The 20,897-nt window shown below is 25.9% G+C and carries 19 protein-coding genes; 16 read left to right on the top strand and 3 right to left on the bottom strand.

Features of this window, described 5'->3' with window-relative positions; translation table 11 throughout:
- Positions 1-15 precede the first annotated feature (15 nt).
- Entirely contained in the window at positions 16-294 is a 279-nt protein-coding gene (locus NJU99_RS11450; protein ID WP_254576040.1) for a hypothetical protein, read from the bottom strand.
- 187 nt (positions 295-481) lie between these two features.
- On the opposite strand from NJU99_RS11450, the gene NJU99_RS11445 reads away from it, so the two are divergent.
- From NJU99_RS11445 to msrA, 7 genes are all read left to right on the top strand, one after another.
- Positions 482-3,085, top strand: coding sequence for an ABC transporter substrate-binding protein (locus tag NJU99_RS11445; protein WP_254576039.1), 2,604 nt, complete (start codon positions 482-484; stop codon positions 3,083-3,085).
- Positions 3,086-3,121: 36 nt separating this feature from the next.
- A complete protein-coding gene (bioA, locus tag NJU99_RS11440) occupies positions 3,122-4,387 on the top strand; it encodes an adenosylmethionine--8-amino-7-oxononanoate transaminase (RefSeq protein WP_254576038.1) in 1,266 nt (421 codons plus the stop codon).
- 2 nt (positions 4,388-4,389) lie between these two features.
- Positions 4,390-5,046, top strand: a complete 657-nt coding sequence (locus NJU99_RS11435) for an NUDIX hydrolase (protein ID WP_254576037.1) — start codon at positions 4,390-4,392, stop codon at positions 5,044-5,046.
- Positions 5,047-5,203: 157 nt separating this feature from the next.
- The gene (locus NJU99_RS11430) at positions 5,204-5,995 is read left to right on the top strand and encodes a tetratricopeptide repeat protein (RefSeq protein ID WP_254576036.1); all 792 of its coding nucleotides are present in this window, start codon (positions 5,204-5,206) and stop codon (positions 5,993-5,995) included.
- Positions 5,996-5,999: 4 nt separating this feature from the next.
- A complete protein-coding gene (locus tag NJU99_RS11425; protein ID WP_254576035.1) occupies positions 6,000-6,614 on the top strand; it encodes a fumarylacetoacetate hydrolase family protein in 615 nt (204 codons plus the stop codon).
- A gap of 26 nt (positions 6,615-6,640) precedes the next feature.
- Positions 6,641-7,000, top strand: a complete 360-nt coding sequence (locus tag NJU99_RS11420) for a methionine-R-sulfoxide reductase (protein WP_254576034.1) — start codon at positions 6,641-6,643, stop codon at positions 6,998-7,000.
- Positions 7,001-7,026: 26 nt separating this feature from the next.
- Positions 7,027-7,512 (top strand): peptide-methionine (S)-S-oxide reductase MsrA, encoded by a 486-nt coding sequence (gene msrA, locus NJU99_RS11415; protein WP_254576033.1) that lies wholly within the window; start codon positions 7,027-7,029, stop codon positions 7,510-7,512.
- Here the strand turns inward: msrA and NJU99_RS11410 are convergent.
- Complete coding sequence (locus tag NJU99_RS11410) at positions 7,509-7,847, bottom strand: hypothetical protein (RefSeq protein ID WP_254576032.1); 339 nt, start codon at positions 7,845-7,847, stop codon at positions 7,509-7,511. The two genes, msrA and NJU99_RS11410, sit on opposite strands and share 4 nt — an antisense overlap.
- 336 nt (positions 7,848-8,183) lie before the next feature.
- Between NJU99_RS11410 and NJU99_RS11405 the strand changes: the two genes are divergently transcribed.
- The 4 genes from NJU99_RS11405 to NJU99_RS11390 all read left to right on the top strand — a co-directional run bounded on the left by NJU99_RS11405 (position 8,184) and on the right by NJU99_RS11390 (position 10,997).
- A complete protein-coding gene (locus NJU99_RS11405) occupies positions 8,184-8,762 on the top strand; it encodes a hypothetical protein (RefSeq protein WP_254576031.1) in 579 nt (192 codons plus the stop codon).
- A 12-nt stretch (positions 8,763-8,774) separates the two neighbouring features.
- A complete protein-coding gene (locus NJU99_RS11400) occupies positions 8,775-9,755 on the top strand; it encodes a coiled-coil domain-containing protein (RefSeq protein WP_254576030.1) in 981 nt (326 codons plus the stop codon).
- Positions 9,756-10,281: 526 nt separating this feature from the next.
- Positions 10,282-10,422 (top strand): hypothetical protein, encoded by a 141-nt coding sequence (locus tag NJU99_RS11395; protein ID WP_254576029.1) that lies wholly within the window; start codon positions 10,282-10,284, stop codon positions 10,420-10,422.
- A 260-nt stretch (positions 10,423-10,682) separates the two neighbouring features.
- Positions 10,683-10,997, top strand: coding sequence for an MTH1187 family thiamine-binding protein (locus NJU99_RS11390; protein WP_254576028.1), 315 nt, complete (start codon positions 10,683-10,685; stop codon positions 10,995-10,997).
- A gap of 1 nt (position 10,998) precedes the next feature.
- Here the strand turns inward: NJU99_RS11390 and rnhB are convergent, their stop codons facing one another.
- Positions 10,999-11,571, bottom strand: a complete 573-nt coding sequence (gene rnhB / locus NJU99_RS11385) for a ribonuclease HII (protein WP_254576027.1) — start codon at positions 11,569-11,571, stop codon at positions 10,999-11,001.
- A 175-nt stretch (positions 11,572-11,746) separates the two neighbouring features.
- Between rnhB and NJU99_RS11380 the strand changes: the two genes are divergently transcribed.
- The 5 genes from NJU99_RS11380 (at position 11,747) to NJU99_RS11360 (ending at position 20,891) form a co-directional block, all read left to right on the top strand.
- On the top strand, positions 11,747-13,864 hold the full coding sequence (locus NJU99_RS11380; RefSeq protein WP_254576026.1) for an ATP-binding protein: 2,118 nt from the start codon (positions 11,747-11,749) through the stop codon (positions 13,862-13,864).
- Between the two features lie 57 nt (positions 13,865-13,921).
- Entirely contained in the window at positions 13,922-14,929 is a 1,008-nt protein-coding gene (locus NJU99_RS11375; protein ID WP_254576025.1) for a sensor histidine kinase, read from the top strand.
- Between the two features lie 63 nt (positions 14,930-14,992).
- A complete protein-coding gene (locus tag NJU99_RS11370) occupies positions 14,993-16,102 on the top strand; it encodes an ABC transporter substrate-binding protein (RefSeq protein WP_254576024.1) in 1,110 nt (369 codons plus the stop codon).
- The gene (locus tag NJU99_RS11365) at positions 16,099-18,252 is read left to right on the top strand and encodes an ATP-binding protein (RefSeq protein ID WP_254576023.1); all 2,154 of its coding nucleotides are present in this window, start codon (positions 16,099-16,101) and stop codon (positions 18,250-18,252) included. The genes NJU99_RS11370 and NJU99_RS11365 overlap by 4 nt, the downstream gene beginning before the upstream one ends.
- A 62-nt stretch (positions 18,253-18,314) precedes the next feature.
- Positions 18,315-20,891: an ATP-dependent Clp protease ATP-binding subunit gene (locus tag NJU99_RS11360; protein WP_254576022.1), complete on the top strand. Its 2,577-nt coding sequence runs from the start codon at positions 18,315-18,317 to the stop codon at positions 20,889-20,891.
- The last annotated feature ends 6 nt before the right edge of the window (positions 20,892-20,897 follow it).

The raw sequence follows: 20,897 nt of genomic DNA, 5'->3' as shown, positions 1-20,897 counted from the left end.
GATAAACCTATGAATTTAACAAAGAATACCTTCTTTGATGATTTTAGCAGTATTTTCAACTACATATTGATGACCATTGATTGCATCTTCATAGCTGTTGTATCTTTTATTATATACAGGTTCATGGTATATAACTTTTCCGTCTTCTTTTTTGAATATCATTGTTTCATATACAAACACATTGTTGTGTTGATTTAGCCATGAGTGTCTTACATGCATTTTTATTGTTGAAATAAAATATCTTTTATCATCAACTGTTCCAATATGTTTTAATTCTAAATCTTGATGTTCCATTGAAAATACTCCTAAATTTTTTCTAATTATATAAAAATGGTGTGATAAAAAAATGATATGTTATTAATATACTTAATAAATTTTTTTATTCGTATTTTTTAGAAAAACCTTTATTTTTTAGCCTCTAAAAAAAGATAAACTAAACATTCTTCGTTATAATATTGTCAATAAGAAAAGGTAAGGGTTCATGCTTAGAGGTATATTCTATTTTATTTTTGTTTTTCTAATTTCTCAAAGTCTTCTTTTTTCAAAAGATTTAAAAAAAGTTACTATTCAGCTATCATGGTTTGATCAATTCCAATTTGCTGGATATTATATGGCAAAAGAAAAAGGCTTTTATGAAGAAGCAGGATTAGATGTAACTATAAAAGCTTTTGAGTTTGGTTTAGATATTCCAAATGATGTTGCAAAACAAAAGTTTGATTTTGCTGTTGGGCGAGAAACTTTAATTTTAGATAAGTCAAAAGGTACAGATATAGTAGCCTTGTACGCACTTTTTCAAGCAACACCTTTAATTTTAGTAAGTACTAAAGAATCAGGTATAAACTCTATTGAAGATTTTAAAAATAAAAATATAATGACTACTATAGATGATGCAAGTGAAGTTTCTCTAAAAGCTATGATAAGATCAAAAAATATAAGATTAGAAGAGCTTGATTTTATAAAACACACTCATAATATCAATGATTTAATTGATAAAAAAACAGATGTAATTTCAGCATATATTTCAAAATCTCCTTTTGAATTAAAACAAAGAGGTATAGAATATAATGTATTTGATCCAAAAAAATTTGGATTTGATATGTATAGTGATTTGCTTTTTACAAGTAAAAAAATGATTCAAAATGATATTGATACTGCATTAGCTTTTAAAAATGCCTCTTTAAAAGGATGGGAATATGCCTATTCTAATATTGAAAAAAGTGCAGATTTAATCTTACAAAAGTATAATTCTCAAAATCTTTCAAAAGCTGAGCTTATCTATGAGGGTGAACAGCTTAAGAAACTGTCTTACTTTAATACTAAAGAATTAGGTCATATAAAAAAAGAGAAATTACAAAGAATATATGATTTATATAATATCATGGGACTTACAAATAATGTAATTGATTTTGATGATTTTATATATTTTGAAGATAATAAGCTTGTTTTAACAAATAAAGAAAAAGAGTATTTAAAGCAAAAGGCTTTTATTAAAACTTGTATTATTCCAAATGCTATGCCATATAGTGATATAAAAGATGGAAAAGTATATGGTTCAGTTGCAGATTTTGTAAAAATTCTTGAAGAAAAAATAAAAATACCTTTAACTTATATTCCAGCAAGTAGTTTAAAAAATAGTTTAGAATTAATTAAAAGTAATCAGTGTGATATTATTCCTACTGCACAGTTAACTCAAGATAGAAAATCTTTTATGAATTTTACAAATGCATATGTTGATGTTCCATCTGTAATTATGACAAAAGATGAAAAACCTTTTATTGAAAATCTATCAAGTTTAAAAGATGTAAAAATAGGAATTGTAGATGGCTTTTCTTTATATGAAATTTTAAAACCAAAATATCCTAATATAGAGTTTGTGAAAGTTAAAAGTTTAGAGGATGGTTTAGAAAGAGTTTATGAAGATGAGCTTTATGGTCAAATTACTGCTATGGGAAAAGCTTGGTATATACTTCAAAAAGATTTTTTATCTCATATGAAAATATCAGGAAAAATTGATGAGAAGATTGATATTAGAATTGGTGTAAAAAAAGGTGATGTTAAACTTTATAAAATAATGTCAAAATTTGTAAATAGTCTTGATGATGAAAAAGTAGAAGCTTTAAGTAATAAATGGGTTTATGTACAACATGAAAAAGAGTTTGATTATGCGCTTTTATTTAAAATCACCTTTGCTATTTTTATTTTAAGTGCTTTATTACTTTACAGACAAAATCTATTAAAAAAGATGAATGAAAAATTAAATAAAAAAGTTGAAGAAAAGACACAAGAACTAAAAAGAATAAATGAAACCTTAGAGCATAGAGTAAAAGAAGAAGTTGAAGAGAATTTAAAAAAAGATAGATTGCTTGCAAGGCAATCAAAAATGGCAGCTATGGGTGAAATGCTTGAAAACATTGCACATCAATGGAGACAGCCTTTATCTGTTATTAGTACAAGTGCAAGTGGTTTAAAAGTTAAAAAGCAAGTTGACGATTTAGATGATAAATTCTTCTATGATACGGTTGATTGCATTGTAAATTCTTCTAATTATTTATCTCATACAATTGATGATTTTAGATACTTCTTTAAGCCTCAGGATGAAAAAGTAAGATTTGATATAGCAGATACTTTAGAAAAAACAATAAATTTACTTAACTCTAAATTTGAACAAGAAAATATTACTGTGATTAGAAGCTTTGAAAATATAGTAATACAAGGACATGAAACAGAGTTTATTCAAGTATTTATAAATATTTTAAATAATGCAAAAGATGCTTTGGTTTTAAATTTAGCTGAAAATAGAGTAATTTTTGTTGAGATTAAAAAAAGAAAAAATAAAACACTTGTAAAAATTAGAGACAATGCTGGTGGTATCAAACCTAAGATATTAGACAAGATATTTGAACCTTATTTTACAACAAAACATAATTCAACAGGTACTGGAATTGGATTATATATGTGTGATCAAATTATTTCAAAGTATATGAATGGTGTTATAGATGTATCAAATAAAAGGTTTGAGTATAAAGATGAAAAATATAAAGGTGCTGAATTTAGTGTAATATTATATGATGATAATTTGGATTAGGATATAATCAATAAATATTAGATAATAGGAATTTTATTGAATTGGTTAGATATAGACAAAGAACATGTATGGCATCCTTATAATTCATTGCCTTCAAGAACTAAAATATTACCTGTTGAAAGAACAGATAAAACATCAATTTTTTTATCATCAGGTGAAGAGCTTATTGATGCAATGAGTTCTTGGTGGAGTGCTATTCATGGTTATAATCACCCAAAACTAAATGAAGCTTTAAAAAAACAAGTCGAAATAATGCCTCATATAATGTTTGGTGGACTTGCACATGAAAATGCAGCTATTTTGTCAAAAAAACTAGTTGACATAACTGGCTTAAATAGTGTTTTTTTATGTGATAGTGGTTCTGTTTCTGTTGAGGTAGCTTTAAAAACAGCTATTCAATATCAAGAAGCAAAAGGTTTGAAAAAATATAAATTTTTAGCTTTAGAAAATGCTTATCATGGTGATACTTTAGCTGCAATGAGTGTATGTGATCCAAATAACTCAATGCATAGTATCTATGGTTCATATTTACCAAAACATATTTTCACTAAAACTCCTGACATTGGTTTTGATAAAAACTGTGATGAAGCTATAGAAGCTTTAGAAAATATATTTGAACAAAATCATAAAGAATTAGCAGGGTTTATTTTAGAGCCAATTGTACAAGGTGCAGGAGGTATGAGAATATATAATCCTTTATATTTAAAAAAAGCTAGACAACTATGTGATAAATATGATGTTCTCTTAATAGCAGATGAAATAGCAACAGGTTTTGGACATACGGGAAAAATGTTTGCTTGTGAATGGGCTGATATAAAACCTGATATTATGACAGTTGGTAAAGGTTTAACAGGTGGTTATATGACTATGGCTGCTATGATAACATCTAAAAAAGTTTCTTCAACTATTAGTAATTCAAAGCTTGGTATTTTAATGCATGGACCAACTTTTATGGGAAATCCTTTAGCTTGTAGTGTTGCTATTGAGAGTATAAATCTTTTAGAACAAACAAATTGGCAAGAAAAAGTTTTTAAAATAGAAGAGATTTTTGCAGATGAGTTAACAAAAGCAAAAGATATAGCTTTAGTTAAGAGTATTAGAAATATTGGAGCTATTGGAGTTATTGAATTAAAAGATGATTCCCATGCTCAATATATTCAAGATTATTGTGTTTCAAAAGGTATTTGGATTAGACCTTTTGGAAAACTTATTTATTCAATTGTTGCATATACTATAAGTGAAGAAGACTTAAGAAAAATAGTAAAAACGATGATTGAAGCTATAAAGTCAATAAAGAGTTAAATATGAAAAAAAGTGATTTAAAACAATTAGTTTCAAATATGCCTAAAAACCCAAGTGTACTAGGAAGAGATAGATTTTTTAACTCAGCTGTGTTGATACCTCTTATTAAAATAAAAGGGGAATACCATTTACTTTTTCAAAAAAGAGCAGCACATATCAGACAAGGTGGAGATATTTGTTTCCCTGGTGGAAAGTTTGAAGAAGGAATTGATAAGAATTTTAAGCAAACTGCATTAAGAGAGACATATGAAGAAGTTGGAATTGAAAAAAAAGATATAAAAATCATAGGTCAATTAGACTCTTATGTAGCACCTATTGGTGCAGTAATTGAATCTTTTGTTGCAGTTGTAAAAAAAAGAGCTTTAAAAACAATGAAAATTGATGAAAATGAAGTTGAAAAGACTATTTTAATTCCCTTGAAATTTTTTAAAGAAACAAAAGCTTTAGAATATACTCTTTCTCATGAAATTCAGCCATTTAAGGTTGATGAAGAAGGCAATAAAGAGATTCTATTCCCAGTTGAAGAATTGGGACTCCCTGATACATACAAGAAACCTTGGGGAAATAAAAGACATAAAATCTGGGTTTATAAATATGAAGATGAAGTAATCTGGGGGATTACTTCTGTTATTATAAATGACTTATTAGAAAAATACTAGATAGTAACTACTGAGTATAAATCATACTTAAGAGCTTTATAAAAAATCTCCTGTATGATTTATCTTTATATTTGAATCTTCTTTCATCTTATTTTTTTGCTTCATTTGATTAATAGTATTTTTAGATAAAATACTACTGTCTAAAATAGGAGTATATATGAGAATTCTATTTTTTGTTTTTATTTGTATTTTTTTTACCGCATGTTCATTTACTAATATAAAAGAAAAACAAATACCAAAAGTTGAAAAACAAAAAGTTATAAAAAAAGCTACAAAAAAAGTAATAAAACCTAAAATAATTGATTGTAAGAGTGTAACTTTGCAATCAGAAAAATTTGAATGTTATATGGAAAAAGCTTTAAAAGGTGATATGAAAGCATCAAAAAAGATTGCAAGTTTTTATGAAAATGGTATTAATGTACCAAAAAATACACAAAAAGCTATATTTTGGTATGAGAAACTAGCTTCAAATGCAGATTTACAAGCTATAAAAAAACTTGGATTAATTTACCATAATGGTTTAGGAGTTCAAAAAGATTATCAAAAGTCTTTTGAGTACTTTAATAGATTCCTAGAGAAAAACTCTGATATTATAATTCAAAGAGAAGTAGCATACTTTTATAAAAGAGGAATTTCTGTAAAACAAGACTATCTAAAAGCCCATGAACTTTATACTAAAAGTGCAAAAGAAGGTGATGTCTTTTCTATGTCGGAATTAGGCTATTTATATGCTAAAGGTTATGGTGTAAAACAAGATTATGAAGAGGCTTTTAAGTGGTTTGAAAAAGCAGCAAGTCTTCAAAGTACTTATTCTAAATCATGGCTTGGTTTTTTATATGAGAAAGGTTTAGGTATTGAAAAAGATTTAGAAAAAGCAAAATATTGGTATGAACAAGCAAATACAAAATACTCTAAAAAAAGACTAAAGATTTTAAGTAATAAAGGATAAAAATATGAAAAACATTGATTTACAAGGACAAGATATATTTCCATCAAAAGTTGTTTGTATTGGAAGAAATTATACTGAACATATTGCAGAGTTAAACAATGACACTCCAGATGAAATGGTTTTTTTTATTAAACCAAACTCATCAGTTTCTCAAGAACTTATTTTCCCACAAGGACATGAATCATGTCATTATGAGGCAGAAATATCTTTCTTGATGGAAGAGGGTAAGATCTCTGCTGTTGGATTTGGTTTAGATTTGACATTAAGAGAAGTTCAATCAAAACTAAAGAAAAAAGGTTTACCTTGGGAGAGAGCTAAGGCTTTTGATAACTCAGCAGTATTTTCAAAGTTTGTAAGTTTCAATGATGATATTTCAAAATTAGAAGTTGAATTATACATAAATGATGAATTAAAACAAAAAGGGGATGTATCACTTATGATAAATAAGCCCTCAGAAATTATTGATGATGCTAAAAGTTTTTTAAGCTTTGAAGATGGTGATATTTTGATGACAGGAACACCAAAGGGTGTAGGAAAGTTTAATATTGGTGATGAGTTTTTAGGAAAAATACTTTATGATGGGAAAGTATTAGTGGAAGAAAAATTTAAAGCAATTTAATTTAACTAGATACAAAAGGATATTTTATGAATTATAATAAGTTAAATGAAGAAGAAATAAGAGTAATAGAGAATAAAGGAACTGAAATGCCTTTTTCTGGAAAATATAATGATTTTTATGAAGAAGGTGTTTTCACATGTAAAAAATGTGATACACCTTTATATACTTCAAGTGATAAGTTTAGCTCAGGCTGTGGATGGCCAAGTTTTGATGATGAAATAAAAGGTGCAGTAAAAAGAGTTCCTGATGCAGATGGAAGAAGAGTAGAGATTGTATGTGCAACTTGTGGTGGTCACTTAGGACATGTATTTGAAGGTGAGGGTTTCACTTCTAAAAATACAAGACATTGTGTAAACTCAATATCTCTAAACTTTGTAAATAAATAAAATAACTTAATAAAAAGGTAGATTTTATGGCAATTAAAGAAGCATATTTTGCAAGTGGATGTTTTTGGGGAACTGAATATTATTTTGAAAACTTCAAGGGTGTAATATCAGCTGTATCTGGCTATATGGGAGGTCATTTTCCTAATCCTGATTATAGAAGTGTTTGCACAGGTCAAACAGGTCATTTAGAAGTTGTAAAAGTTCAATATAATTCAAATGAAGTTAGTTTTAAAGAACTTGCAATTCAATTTTTTGAAACACATGATTTTACTCAAACAAACGGCCAAGGTCCTGATATTGGAAGTCAATACTTATCAGCAATTTTTTATAATGACGAAGATGAAAAGAAGATCAGTGAAGAGTTAATAGAAAAATTAAATTCGATGGAATATAAGGTTGCTACAAGTTTATATGAAATGGTTCCTTTTTATGAGGCTGAGGATTATCATCAGGACTATTATGAAAGACACCAAAAGGTGCCTTATTGTCACTCATATAAAAAGATTTTTTAGTGAGTTCCTAAAATATAATATATAGGTTTTTTATCTAACTGTTGAAGTTTTACATTGTACTTATTAGCCCAGTGTGAAACTTCTTCATGAAACTCTTCTAGAATCTCTTTTGCATCGTTTTCATCACATTTAATTTTTAAGTAATCAGTCTTATTTGAAAGTCCAACATAAGCGTTCATTTTCTTTAAATGGTCATTTAAAGAAAAGATATGTTTAGAAAACTTATCAAAGTTGTCTGTAATTGATATCATCTTTTCAGCTTGCTTCATAGAAGCGTCACTTTTCGAATACCCAAGTTGTGATAAAATCACTTCTGCAGATACATCTATTTGCATATTATTTCTCCTTTTATTAATAGTTAATAATAACAAAAATATTTTAAAATCTAAGTAAAAATATATATAAAATATATACTTTAACAAAAGAATTATTTAAATAAATAGTGCTACAATTTAATATTACTATCAAAATTATTTAAAAGGCTATAAGATGTCAGTATTATTAGAAATGAGTATGTTATCATTTACACTAGATTAGAATATAAACACTTATTATTAGGGAGTTTCCTTTTTCTTTCTGTTGGAAACTTTGTATCAATTTTTTGTATTATATATTATTTATACTTAAATAAATTATTTATATGATAGAATCTTTTTTCTAAGGATTATCATATGGAAAATGCAATATTTACATTAGTAGGAATGGGAGTTACTTTCTTACTAAATTTATTAGTGACATGGCAAAAGAATCAACATGATTTAGAAAAACTTAAATTAGAAAACAATCATAAACTAACACAAGAAACTTATCAAAAAATATTCCAAAAAAAAATTGAAGTTTATATGGAACTCCATAATAGATTGAGAAAACATGAATTAAATCTTTTAACTATTGGGTTTATAGAACATGATTTCAATGAATATGAAGGACACATTATAACTGAAATTACAGAAGATAAAATCAATGTTAGTCTAATAAATGGTCTTAATGATTATTTTAAAGATAATATATTTTATGTTTCTGAAACACTTGAAAAAAAATTCTCTGAAATAAATTTAGCACTTCAAAAGAATGAGGAACTATTTAAATATGAAATTTATGAGGGAATGATTGATTATTCTAATTTATCAGGTGAAGAAGAAAAAAATGTAAAAGACTTTTATGGTGAACATAAAGACAAAATTCTTGATTTATTTAAGTTAATTGAAAATGAAATCAGTATATTAAAGAAAAAAATAAATTTTGATTAAAGGAAATTATAATTGCAAAAAGATTTAAAAGACTCAATAAAAGCTCGTTTATATGATTTTAAATATACACCATTCTTAAGTGCATATATTTTTTCATGGATATACTTCAATAGTAAATTAATTCTTATTTTTGCTGCACCTAAATTATCTGTTGAAAAGAAAATTGAAATGTTATCATGGGGACAAATCAATTATGAAACGCCATTATATTTTGCATTAGCCTATGTATTCATTTTCCCTCTTGCAACAGCATTGTTTTATGCCGTAACTTTGGGATATAAAGCTTTAATGAATTGGATTCAGCAGAAAATACAAGATAAAACCCCATTACCTCAAGAACAAGCAAATACAATTAGAGAAGAAAATATTAAATTGACTTTAGAGCATAGAGAAGTAATGGAAAAAATAGAAAAAGTTCAATTGGAATATTCAAGTAAAGAAAAAATTTTGATTAGTCAGTTTAGTGAAAAAGAAAAGACTTTAGAAGAGAACTTTAGCAAAAAAGAATCTCAACTTGAAGAAAAAATTAATAGTGAAGTTGAAAGTAAAGTAAAAGACTTGAGTGATAAACTAGAAAAAACATATAAAGTTATTGAAGATAGAAATAATGAAATAAATGATAAGCAAAAAACTATTAATACCTTAGAAACTAAAATCTCTGAATTAGAAGCTGAAGTAACTAAGCTTAAGCCTGTTACAAAAGAATTACCAATTATTGACAATGCATTCAAAAAAGCAAATGAAAGTAATGATTCTATAATAAATGGTTTAACAATTGAGCAGATAAAAGTTTTAGCTACTTTCTTTACTAATGATTCACTTTTATCTTCAGTAAAATTGAAAAATTATATAAATAGTAATTTTAAACTTTCAAAAACATTAGTAGAAGTTAGAATTAATGAATTATCTGCATTGGGATTAGTAAGAGTTGACGGAGGTTATTATAGGATAACAAATTCTGGTAAAGAAGTAATTGAGAAAATATTTACTTAATTAAAATTCTTTATAGTCGGTCTCTCTATAATTGAAAAATTGTAGAGAGACCGACTGTGTCTTTAAACTTCATTTTTACTTCCAAAAATTAAAATATCCACGATTCTAAACACTTTAATATTAAAAGCTTCAAAAATATCAATTTTGTATTTTTACTAGCTCTGAGAAGTATTTTGACAATATTGGGTTCATCATATCTATCAGAGTATTTCTTGCAAATTTTAAAATTTATCTTTATATAAGAGGGTGGTATTCTCTAACACAAGGATTAAGAGAGGTAAATATATCAACTCCTATATCTAAAGAGTATTTCAATATTAAGATTAATGAGATTAAAAGCACAACCCCAAAAGAGTTAGTAAAAACAAACAGAGCCATAAATAATGTTTCAAATTTTATTCAAAATCTATATGATAAAAGGTTTGAATCAGGAGTATTATCTCAAATTCAATATGAGTTAGGATTTAGAGTTAGTGAAGCTATAAAGCTTATATCTAATCCTTTAAATTATATTAAAAATAGTAGTGTGGTTGAAATGGTTGGAAAAGGCAATCATAAGTACCATGATAAACCAATCTCAAAAGAACTACAAGCTAAAATATCCATAGTAGAAAATATACCAAGTCAAAATACATATAGAAATGATATTAAAGAACGGTCTTCTTAACATTCAACTCATTCACTTCGATATAACTATGCGAAAAATGAATTTAACAAAAAAATTGAACAAGGTACAGCTTATAAAAAAGCTTTGAGAGAAGTATCAGAAGGGCTTAATCATAGTAGAATTGAAATGTCTAAATGGTATCTATCAAGAGCTTAAATCGACACGATATATATAGTAATATATACTTTAACAAAAGAATTATTTAAATAAATAGTGCTACAATTTAATATTACTATCAAAATTATTTAAAAGGCTATAAGATGTCAGTATTATTAGAAATGAGTATGTTTCCTACAGATCAAAGTGAGAGTAAAAGTGAATATGTTGCTCAGGTTGTAAAGATTATTAAAAACTCTGGACATCCTTATCAATTAACAGCTATGGCCACTTTAATTGAGACTTCAAAAGTCTCAGAAGCCTTAGAAATTGTACAAAGATGTTATGAAAAATTAGAAGAGCTAAATTGTAATAGAGTATATGCAACTTTAAAGTTTGATATAAGACAAGGTCATGAAAATAGATTAGAAGAAAAAATTAAATCAGTAGAAAATCATATAGGAGAAGTTTCAAAATAGCCTAAAAAAGGCTTTTTTGAACTCCTAATTTTTCTTCTCCTAAAGCTTTTAATCTAAAAGTATATCTATGCTCATCGCTTCTTCCAAACTCTTTAATTTTTTCTACATGAGCTTTAGTTCCATAGCCTTTGTGTTTTTCAAAATCATATTCACTATAATTAGAAGCTATTTCACACATGTATCTATCTCTTGATACTTTTGCTAAAATTGAAGCTGCACTTACTTCTTTTATTGTAGCATCAGCTTTTATCTTATATTGTAAGTTTGAAATACCAAATGAGGTATTACCATCCATTAAAAACTCATTTGCATTAGATGTAAGCTTTTCCATAATTTCTTTAATTGATTGTTTCAAACAAGCACTTATTCCCATGTCATCAATTTCTTTTGCACTTTTGAAAACTATATGATAATAAGAATTTTTTATAATCTCATCAAATAATAACTCTCTTTTCTTTTCACTTAAAACTTTTGAATCATTTAACTTTTCAACATCATTTTTTAATATTACACCTGCAACGACTAAAGGTCCAGCTATAGGACCTCTCCCTGCCTCATCAATTCCACATAACATATACTATCCAATAATTTTTTTTCAAATATAGCTAAAATAAAATTATACTTATATAAATAATTTTAATATGTTTAAAATAAGTATAATATACATTATATATACATAAATAAGTAAATAGTTTACTAAGTAAAAATATTATAAGATACAAACATAGAATATATTAAAGGTTATTACTTTGTTTAAAGTAAAAAGTTTGAAAAAGAGTATCATATCAGTTGTGATTATTTTTACTTTGTTTTTTACAAGCGTAATTTTAGCAATAACTATTTTTTCTTTTTTTAACTTAAAACATCAGTCTATGCAACATTCTCAAAAAGAGATTTTAATTCATGTAAAGGAACAAATAAACTCTTTTATAAATAAAATTGAAAATTTATCTCTTTATCTTGTACAGAATAATACTAATCTTCAAATAACTTTTCAAAATATATTAAACACTAACGATGAAATATCAACAATTATTATATTTGACAATTATAATAATGTTAAGCAGATATACTCTAAAACAGATATCTATTTAAATTTTTTAGATGATTTATCAAAAAATGAAATAAATATAAAAAACACTTGGTCTGATTTATTATTTTTAAATTTTAAAAAAACACCTTCAATTGCATACTCTTTTACTTTAGATAAAAATCGAGTTGTTTTTTTAGTATCACTTAAGAAAATTCAAGAGTTAACAAAAACTTTTAAAAATAGTGATAATACTTCTAGATTTAGACTTTTTGATAAAAATAAGAGATTTATTATAAATAATGACTTAGATACCCAAAACCTTGAAAAATTTGATTCTAAGTCAAAAACTTACTTCACTAATTTAATTGAAAAAAATGATGAGTTTGTTTTGGAAAAGTTTGAAAATATATGTTTAGGTTCTGTTGACTATGGAATGTATACTACAATTGAAAAAACCTCATGGAAACTTCTAATTAGAGAAAATATAAATGTATTAGAAAGTTATATCTTAAAAGTGGTATTCACTTTAAGTGTTATTATATTTGTATTTACTTTATTAATGTTGTTGTTTATTAATAAGTATCTGAAAAAAGTTTTTTTTAGATTAAATAAATTTAAGCTACAGTTTAAAAATATTTCAAATGGTGAGTATCAAAATAAACTTCAATATACAGATTTTTATGAATTAAATAGTTTTATTAAATCTTTTGACAAAATGAGATTAGAGTTAAATAAAAGGGAAATATCCCTTACTAAAAACTTAGATAGCTTTAAACACCTAGTTGACTCTACTATGGAAGGGATTATTATTCATGATAAGAATGAATGTATAAAAGTAAATAATGCAGCAGCAAATATTTTAGGCTTTAATAATAAATATGAATTAGAAGGTGATAGTATTTTTAAAATAATACCAAATAAATATAAAAAGATATTGGAAGATTGTTTTAATAATGATATTGATATAGATGAGCCTAAAGAGTTTAAACTACTGAAAAAAGATAATACTATTGTATATGTGTTAGCAAAAGATCAAGAGATAAACTTCAAAGATAATAAATTGAGAATTTCACTTTTTTTAGATATTACTGATTTAAAAGAACAAAATAGAATAATAATGGAACAATCAAAATTATCATCAATTGCTCAAATGTTAACAAACATAGCCCATCATTGGAGACAACCATTATCTACTATTAGTGTTTTATCCTCTGGAATGAAATTAGAAAAAGAATTAGATGTTCTTGGAGATAAGGAATTAGTTCGAGGTTTAGACAAAATAAATAAAACAACAAAAGAGCTATCTTCAATAATTGATAGATGCTCTTCATATTTTGAATTAAATAAAAGGCAAGAAAACTTTGATTTAATCAAAAGTTTGGATGCTTCTTTAGTTTTTATAGAACCACTACTCTTTAAGTATGAAATAAAGCTAATACAAAAACATCAATTAAAAGAGCTTTTTGTTCAAGGATATTTAACTGAGTTCTCTCAAATAATTTTTAATCTATTAGATAATGCAAAAGATGCTATATTAAACTCAAAAGTAAAAGATAAATATATATTAATTGAGACAAAAAAAGTTGATAAAAAAGTTTTTATTAAAATAAATGATTCAGGCTTAGGAATAAAAAAGACTGAGATTGAAAAAATATTTGAGCCATATTATACAACAAAAATAAAAGAAGTTGGCGCAGGTATTGGTTTATATATGGCACATTATATTATTACTAAACATATGAAGGGTAATATAAAAATTAAAAATAATGCATTTGAAGTAGATGATAAAAAACTATATGGATTAGAAGTTATAATAGAATTTAAAATTACTTAGATTTAGTATAATGACTATATAATATTTGTTAACTTTGTTTGTTATATAGGAATAATTATGATTGATAATTTAAATGCTAAAAAAGAATTTATCTTTTCTACTATTTTAATATTTTTTTTATGGTTAGTTTTTTCTGCTTATGATGCATTTGAATTAACAATTGAATATTTAGAAACTCATGAAGAGTATGAATTAGACGAAATACTACTTTTATTTATCATTTCAGGACTTATATCAACTGTTTTTGCCATTAGAAGAGTTATCGAGGCAAATAAAGTAAATAAACAATTATTACAATTAAATAAAAATTTAGAAGATAGAATAAAAAGAGCAATAAAAGAAAACGAAGAACAACAAGCACTATTAGTAAATCAAGCTAGATCAGCAGCTATGGGAGAAATGATAGGTAATATAGCTCACCAATGGAGACAACCATTAAATGCTATTGGTTTAGTTATTCAAAATATAGAAGTCTCTTATTATATGAATGAATTAGATGATGAATTTATGGATAAATCCTTAAAAAAGGCAAACTTTTTAACAAATGAGATGTCACAAACTATAGATGATTTTAGAAACTTTTTTAAACCTAATAAAACAAAACAAGAGTTTGATATAGGTAAAAAAGTAAATGAGTCATTATTTTTGCTTAGTGGTTCTTTTAATCAGAGTAATATTGAGATTGTAAAAGAAATTAAAGAAGAAATAAAGTTTGAAGGTTTTCCCAATGAATTTTTGCATTCTATCTTAAATATTTTAAATAATTCTAAAGATGCTTTTGAAGAAAAGAAAATTGAAAATAGAATCATTAATATAAACATTAATAAAAATGAAAAATCTATTATCATTGAAATAAGGGATAATGCAGGTGGTATTCCAGAAGAAATCCTAGAAAAGATATTTGATCCATATTTTACAACTAAAGCTGAAGGTAAGGGTACGGGAATTGGTCTTTATATGTCTAAAAATATTATTGAAAAAAATATGAATGGTAAGTTAAATGTCAAAAGTATTGATAATCAAACTATTTTTACAATTGAATTACCCTTTAATAACAAAAGATAGGTATAGAATATAATCAGCATAAAAAGTATATAATAAAGGAATTCTAAACTATAAAGGCTATATATGCAAAATATCTCAAGATTTATGATAGCTTTTTTCCTTTTTATAATTTTAGTAGTATATTACTTTTATAAAACAAGTGAAAGCGAAAGTGTTAAAATAGGGTTTGTAGGGGCTTTAACCTCTAAATACTCTGTTTTAGGAAATGCTATGATGAATGGTGTACTGCTAGCCTTTGATGAAATAGATTATAAAATTAATAATAAGAATATTGAAATAATATTTAAAGATGATAAAAAAAATCCAGAACTTAATAAGCAAATTGTAAATGAATTTATTGAAAATGATATTAAGATAGTTATCGGTAATGTAACTAGTACAATGTCAAAAATTTCAATGTCAATTATAAATAAACACTCCGATATGTTTATGATATCAGCAGCATCAGCTAGTAATGAATTTACTGGAATAGATGATCAATTTTTTAGAGTCCATGTTGCAAATAATCCTTCAAGGTTTGATTCTTTCTCAAAATATATAATACAAAATAATTACAATAAAATTTATGGTTTGTATGATCCTGATAATATAACTTACACAAAAGATTATCTAATTAATTTTGAAAAAAGTTTTATAAACAATGGAGGAACTAAACTTATAAGTTTGGAAAGTACTAATAAGAGTTTAGATACTTTAGTCCTAGATATAAAAAAGAAAAATCCAGACATGATTTTAATGTGTGCAAATTCTGTTGATTCAGCAAAAATAATACAGTTTTTAAGATTAAAGGGTGTAACTACAAAAATTGCCCTTGCAGAATGGGCTATGACAAAGTCTTTTCTAGAAAATGCAGGAAAATCTTCAGAAGGAGTTATTTTTAATATTGATTTTAATCCTAAATCAGAAAAACCTAAATACAAAAACTTTGTAAAAAATTATAAACAAAAATACAATCATGAACCATCTATGTATGCTGCAAAAGCATATGAACTTGCACAAATCATAATAGAAATGCTGAAAAAAGGTGATGAAAGACAAATAAAATATAACTTATTAAAACAAAAAAACTTTGAAGGATTGATTGATAAAATTGTATTTGATCAATATGGTGATGTTGTTAGAACTTATTACACTTTTGAAGTAGAAAATGGTGAGTTTATAAAAATAAAATGAAAAAAATAAAAAGTTTAAAAAAAGAAATCTCTTTATTATTTATAGTATTTAGTATTTCAATTATAATTATAATAGGTTCATTTTCTGCTTATAGTTTATATAAAAGTAGATTAAATAGTATTGATCATAACCAAGAACAAGTATTACTTCAAGTTGAGTATGAAATAAACAATTTTATTGATAATATTATTAAGGTATCAAACTATTTAAAAAAAGAATACAAAAATGATGAATATAGTTTAAATAATATAGTTCAAATAGATAGAAGTATATCAAGTATATTGGTCTTAAATAAAAATGGAATAATTGAAAACTTTGCAGCCTTACATAATCTAAATGTTTATAAAGGTTTTGATTACTCTAATAAAAACTATTTTAAAAAAATAAAAAGTACTGATGATACTTACTGGTCAAGTGTGTTTCTATCTAGTGTAGATGAAGAACCTTCAATCTCTTATAGTTTTATGCATAATGAAAAGGTTTTTGTTTTTTTTATCAAGTTTACAAATATGTCAGATTTTATTAAACGTTTTAAAAATATAGATAACTCACATATGATTAGAGTTTTTGATTCAAATGGAACAATAATTATAAATCCAGATTCAAATGAAATGGTTCTTCAAAGGTATAATGCGAGTTACTCAGATGTATATGAAAGTATGATAAATAAAGTACAAGCATACCAACAAGTAAGTTTCGAAGCTATTAAAAGTTTAAAAACACAATATGGAACATATGTAAATATAAATAAAACAAACTGGAAAGTTGTGGTAAGGGATGATTACACAAAAGTATTGGAAAGTTTAAACAATATCATTTATTTAACATTTTTATCAATAGTACTTTTTTCATTGATTTCGGTTGTGGTCTCTTTAAAATTTTCCAAAAAAATATTTGATGTTTTTGATAAACTTCAAAGTACAACAAGTGAAATTTCAAATGGAAATTATGACACTAATATGGAAAAAAGTGATTATTTGGAGTTTAATAAACTTATAAGTAGTTTTAATAAGATGAGAAGTGAGATTGATAAAAGAGAGGACTACTTAGAAGATTCACTAGAGAGTTTTAAAACTCTTTTTAATTCAACTTTGGAATCTATTGTTTTAACTAAAGATTCTGAAATAATTGATGTGAATAATGTAACATTAGATTTATTAAAAGCTAAAGATAAAAGTGATTTTATTGGAAAAAATATGATGATATTTGTATCTGAGGAGTATAGAGAAATAGTTAAAAATAATTTACATAAAGATACTCTTCCTTATGAAGTGGAACTTATAACATTGACAGGTGAAAAAATAAATGTTTTTGTTCAAGGTAAATTATTAAAGTTTTTAGGACAAACAGTTAGAGTTACTGCAATAATTGATATCACAGAAGTAAAACAAAAAGACAGGCTACTTTTCCAGCAATCAAAAATGGCATCAATGGGAGAAATGATAGGTAATATTGCTCATCAATGGAGACAACCTTTAAGTGTCATTACAACTTGTTCTAGTGGTATTAAATTAGAAAATGAAATAGGTTCTTTGAATGATGAACGATTAAATAAAAGCGTAGATAATATAATTGAAAATTGTAGATATTTATCAAAAACAATTGATGATTTTAGAAATTTTTTTAAACAAGATAGACAGATTGAAGAATTTAATGTAAATGAATATATAAACAAGGTTTTAAAGTTACTTGGTTCTAGTCTTAAGAACAATGATATTATTGTAAAACTTGATTTTAAAGATGATTTATATTTAAAGGGTGTACCAAGTGAGTTTATGCAAGTTATAATAAACTTAATAAACAATTCAAAAGATGCATTTATATTAAATAATATAGCTAGTAGAACTATATGGATAAAAAGTAAAAAAATAAATAATGATATTGTAATAGAAGTAGTTGATGGTGCAGGGGGAATAAATGAGACTATTATTGATAAAATATTTGAGCCTTATTTTACTACAAAACATAAATCAAAAGGTACAGGAATAGGTTTATATATGTCTCACCAAATTATTACAGAACACTTTGATGGACTTATTGATGTAAAAAATTGTGAATATATTCTTGATGAAAAAAAATATAAAGGATGTAGTTTTACAATAAGTATTCCACTTAACAAAAACAACTATATATTAAACTATAGTATCTAACTTGACAAATATGCACTCAATTGCTATAATTTTATTAGCAGTTAAGATTAAGGAGTGCTAAAATGAATAAATTATTTGAAAAATTAACTAACCAAATGGCTGAGAGTATTGATTCCTCAGTATCTTTAGCCTTACATAATAAAAACCAAGAAATAGAAGTGATTCACTTTGTATGGGCATTATTAACAAATACAAACTCAGTTTTAAATCAGTTATTAAATAAAATGAATGTTGATAAAGCAGCAATTGAACTTGAAGCTAAATCATATGCATCAAAACTTACATCTGTTTCAAGTGTAACAAAAGAGAATATCAAACTATCTAGAAACTTTATATCAAGCTTAGAAAAAGCAGAAGGTTTAATGGTAAAAAATGGTGACAAATTTATTGCTGTAGATACGTGGCTTATTGCAAATTTTGAATTATCAGTTTTAAAAGATGTATTGGGTAAATATATAGATTTATATGAAGCAAAAAAACAGCTTGAAACAATGAGAGCTGGAAGTACAATAGATAGTGCTTCAAGTGATGAAAATTTAGAAGCTTTAGAAAAATATGGTATCGATTTAAATAAGAAGGCTATAGATGGAGAGCTTGATTTAGTAATTGGAAGAGATGAGCAAATTAATAGAATGATGCAAATTCTAATTAGAAAAACAAAAAACAATCCAATTTTATTAGGAGAACCAGGTACTGGTAAAACAGCTATTGCAGAAGGTTTAGCACAAAGAATTGTAGAAAAACAAGTTCCAACATCATTACAAAACAAAAAAGTAGTAACTTTAGATATGAGTGCATTAATCGCAGGTGCTAAATATAGAGGTGAATTTGAGGATAGGTTAAAAAAAGTAGTTGATGAGGTTAAAAAAGCTGGAAACATAATATTATTTATTGATGAAATTCATACAATTATTGGAGCAGGTGCTAGTGAAGGAAGTATGGATGCAGCCAATATTTTAAAGCCATCATTAGCAAGAGGTGAACTTCATACAATTGGTGCAACAACACTAAAAGAGTATAGAAAGTATTTTGAAAAAGACACTGCAATGCAAAGAAGATTTCAGCCTGTAAATGTAAATGAACCAAGTGTAAATGAAGCCTTATCAATACTTAGAGGTATAAAAGAGAAGCTGGAAACACACCATAATGTGACTATTAATGATAGTGCATTAGTAAGTGCTGCAAAACTGTCAAATAGATATATTACAGATAGATTTTTACCAGATAAGGCAATTGATTTAATAGATGAAGCCGCAGCAGAACTTAAAATGCAAATTGAGAGTGAACCAATTGCCTTGTCAAATATAAAAAGAAAAATCCAGACGATTAATGTAGAAAAAGAAGCATTAAAAATGGAAAAAACAAAAAAGAATGAAGATAGATTAATAGAGATTGAAAAAGAGCTTGCGAATTTAAATGAAGAAATGCAAAGTCTTGAGGCTAGATTTGATAATGAAAAACAGACTTTCAATGCAACAAGTGAATTAAAAGCAAAAATTGATCAGTTAAAAACAAAGGCAGAAAGAGCAAAAAGAGAGTCAAAATTTGAAGAAGCTGCATCTATAGAGTATGGTGAGATACCAACACTTGAAGCTAAAATAAAAGAAAATGAAGAAAAATGGAATAGAATGCAAGAAGAGGGTACTTTGCTTAGAAATTCTGTAGATGAAGAAGCAATTGCTAGTATTGTATCTAGATGGACAGGTATTCCTGTAAATAAAATGATGGATAGTGAAAAGCAAAGAGTTTTAAAAGTTGAGTCAGTTTTAAAGCAAGATGTTATAGGACAAGATGAAGCTTTAAAGGCTATATCTAGAGCAATAAAAAGAAATAAAGCAGGACTTAGTGAAGATAGTAGACCTATTGGATCATTTATGTTTTTAGGACCAACAGGTGTTGGTAAAACAGAAAGTGCAAAGACACTTGCAAGATTCTTGTTTGATGATGAAAAATCATTGATTAGATTTGATATGAGTGAGTATATGGAAAAACATGCTGTTTCAAGACTAATTGGTGCAGCCCCTGGTTACGTAGGATATGATGAAGGAGGGCAATTAACAGAAGCTGTTAGAAGAAAGCCATATAGTGTAATACTTTTTGATGAGATAGAAAAAGCACATCCTGATGTATTTAATATTTTACTACAGGTTTTAGATGATGGAAGATTAACAGACAATAAAGGTGTTACTGTTGATTTTAAAAATACTATTATAATACTTACTTCAAATATAGGTAGTTCTAAAATAATTGAGATTAGTGATAAGAATAATAGAAAAAAAGAGGTTTTAGATGAATTAAAAGTCCACTTTAGACCAGAGTTTTTAAATAGATTGGATGATATTGTTATTTTTGAGCAGCTAAATCTTGAAGCAATTACAAATATTGTAGATATTTTGTTTGAAGGAATTAGAAAAAAAGTTGAGCAAAAGGATATAGAGATAACTTTAACAAAAAATGCAAAAGACTTTATTGCAAAAGTTGGTTTTGACCCTGTTTATGGTGCAAGACCTCTTAAAAGAGCAATTTATGAGATAGTAGAAGATAGACTTGCTGATTTAATCCTAGAGGATAAAATAACAGAAGGTTCAAAGGTTATATTTGACATTGAAAATGATGACATTAAAGTGCAGATAAAATAATCTAAA

The organism is Arcobacter roscoffensis, from assembly GCF_024267655.1.
In the GTDB taxonomy this organism is placed as follows: Bacteria; Campylobacterota; Campylobacteria; order Campylobacterales; family Arcobacteraceae; genus Arcobacter_B; species Arcobacter_B roscoffensis.
The sequence above is the reverse complement of the archived record's forward strand: the minus strand, read 5'-3'. Positions and strand labels throughout refer to the sequence as shown.

Coding starts and splice junctions, on each gene's coding strand:
- NJU99_RS11390 (WP_254576028.1), top strand. CDS start 10,683: ATGTCAGTATTATTAGAAATGAGTATGTTTCCTACAGATCAAAGTGAG.
- NJU99_RS11430 (WP_254576036.1), top strand. CDS start 5,204: ATGAGAATTCTATTTTTTGTTTTTATTTGTATTTTTTTTACCGCATGT.
- NJU99_RS11365 (WP_254576023.1), top strand. CDS start 16,099: ATGAAAAAAATAAAAAGTTTAAAAAAAGAAATCTCTTTATTATTTATA.
- NJU99_RS11450 (WP_254576040.1), bottom strand. CDS start 294: ATGGAACATCAAGATTTAGAATTAAAACATATTGGAACAGTTGATGAT.
- msrA (WP_254576033.1), top strand. CDS start 7,027: ATGGCAATTAAAGAAGCATATTTTGCAAGTGGATGTTTTTGGGGAACT.
- NJU99_RS11360 (WP_254576022.1), top strand. CDS start 18,315: ATGAATAAATTATTTGAAAAATTAACTAACCAAATGGCTGAGAGTATT.
- NJU99_RS11435 (WP_254576037.1), top strand. CDS start 4,390: ATGAAAAAAAGTGATTTAAAACAATTAGTTTCAAATATGCCTAAAAAC.
- NJU99_RS11375 (WP_254576025.1), top strand. CDS start 13,922: ATGATTGATAATTTAAATGCTAAAAAAGAATTTATCTTTTCTACTATT.
- NJU99_RS11445 (WP_254576039.1), top strand. CDS start 482: ATGCTTAGAGGTATATTCTATTTTATTTTTGTTTTTCTAATTTCTCAA.
- NJU99_RS11405 (WP_254576031.1), top strand. CDS start 8,184: ATGGAAAATGCAATATTTACATTAGTAGGAATGGGAGTTACTTTCTTA.
- rnhB (WP_254576027.1), bottom strand. CDS start 11,571: ATGTTATGTGGAATTGATGAGGCAGGGAGAGGTCCTATAGCTGGACCT.
- NJU99_RS11370 (WP_254576024.1), top strand. CDS start 14,993: ATGCAAAATATCTCAAGATTTATGATAGCTTTTTTCCTTTTTATAATT.
- NJU99_RS11420 (WP_254576034.1), top strand. CDS start 6,641: ATGAATTATAATAAGTTAAATGAAGAAGAAATAAGAGTAATAGAGAAT.
- NJU99_RS11410 (WP_254576032.1), bottom strand. CDS start 7,847: ATGCAAATAGATGTATCTGCAGAAGTGATTTTATCACAACTTGGGTAT.
- NJU99_RS11425 (WP_254576035.1), top strand. CDS start 6,000: ATGAAAAACATTGATTTACAAGGACAAGATATATTTCCATCAAAAGTT.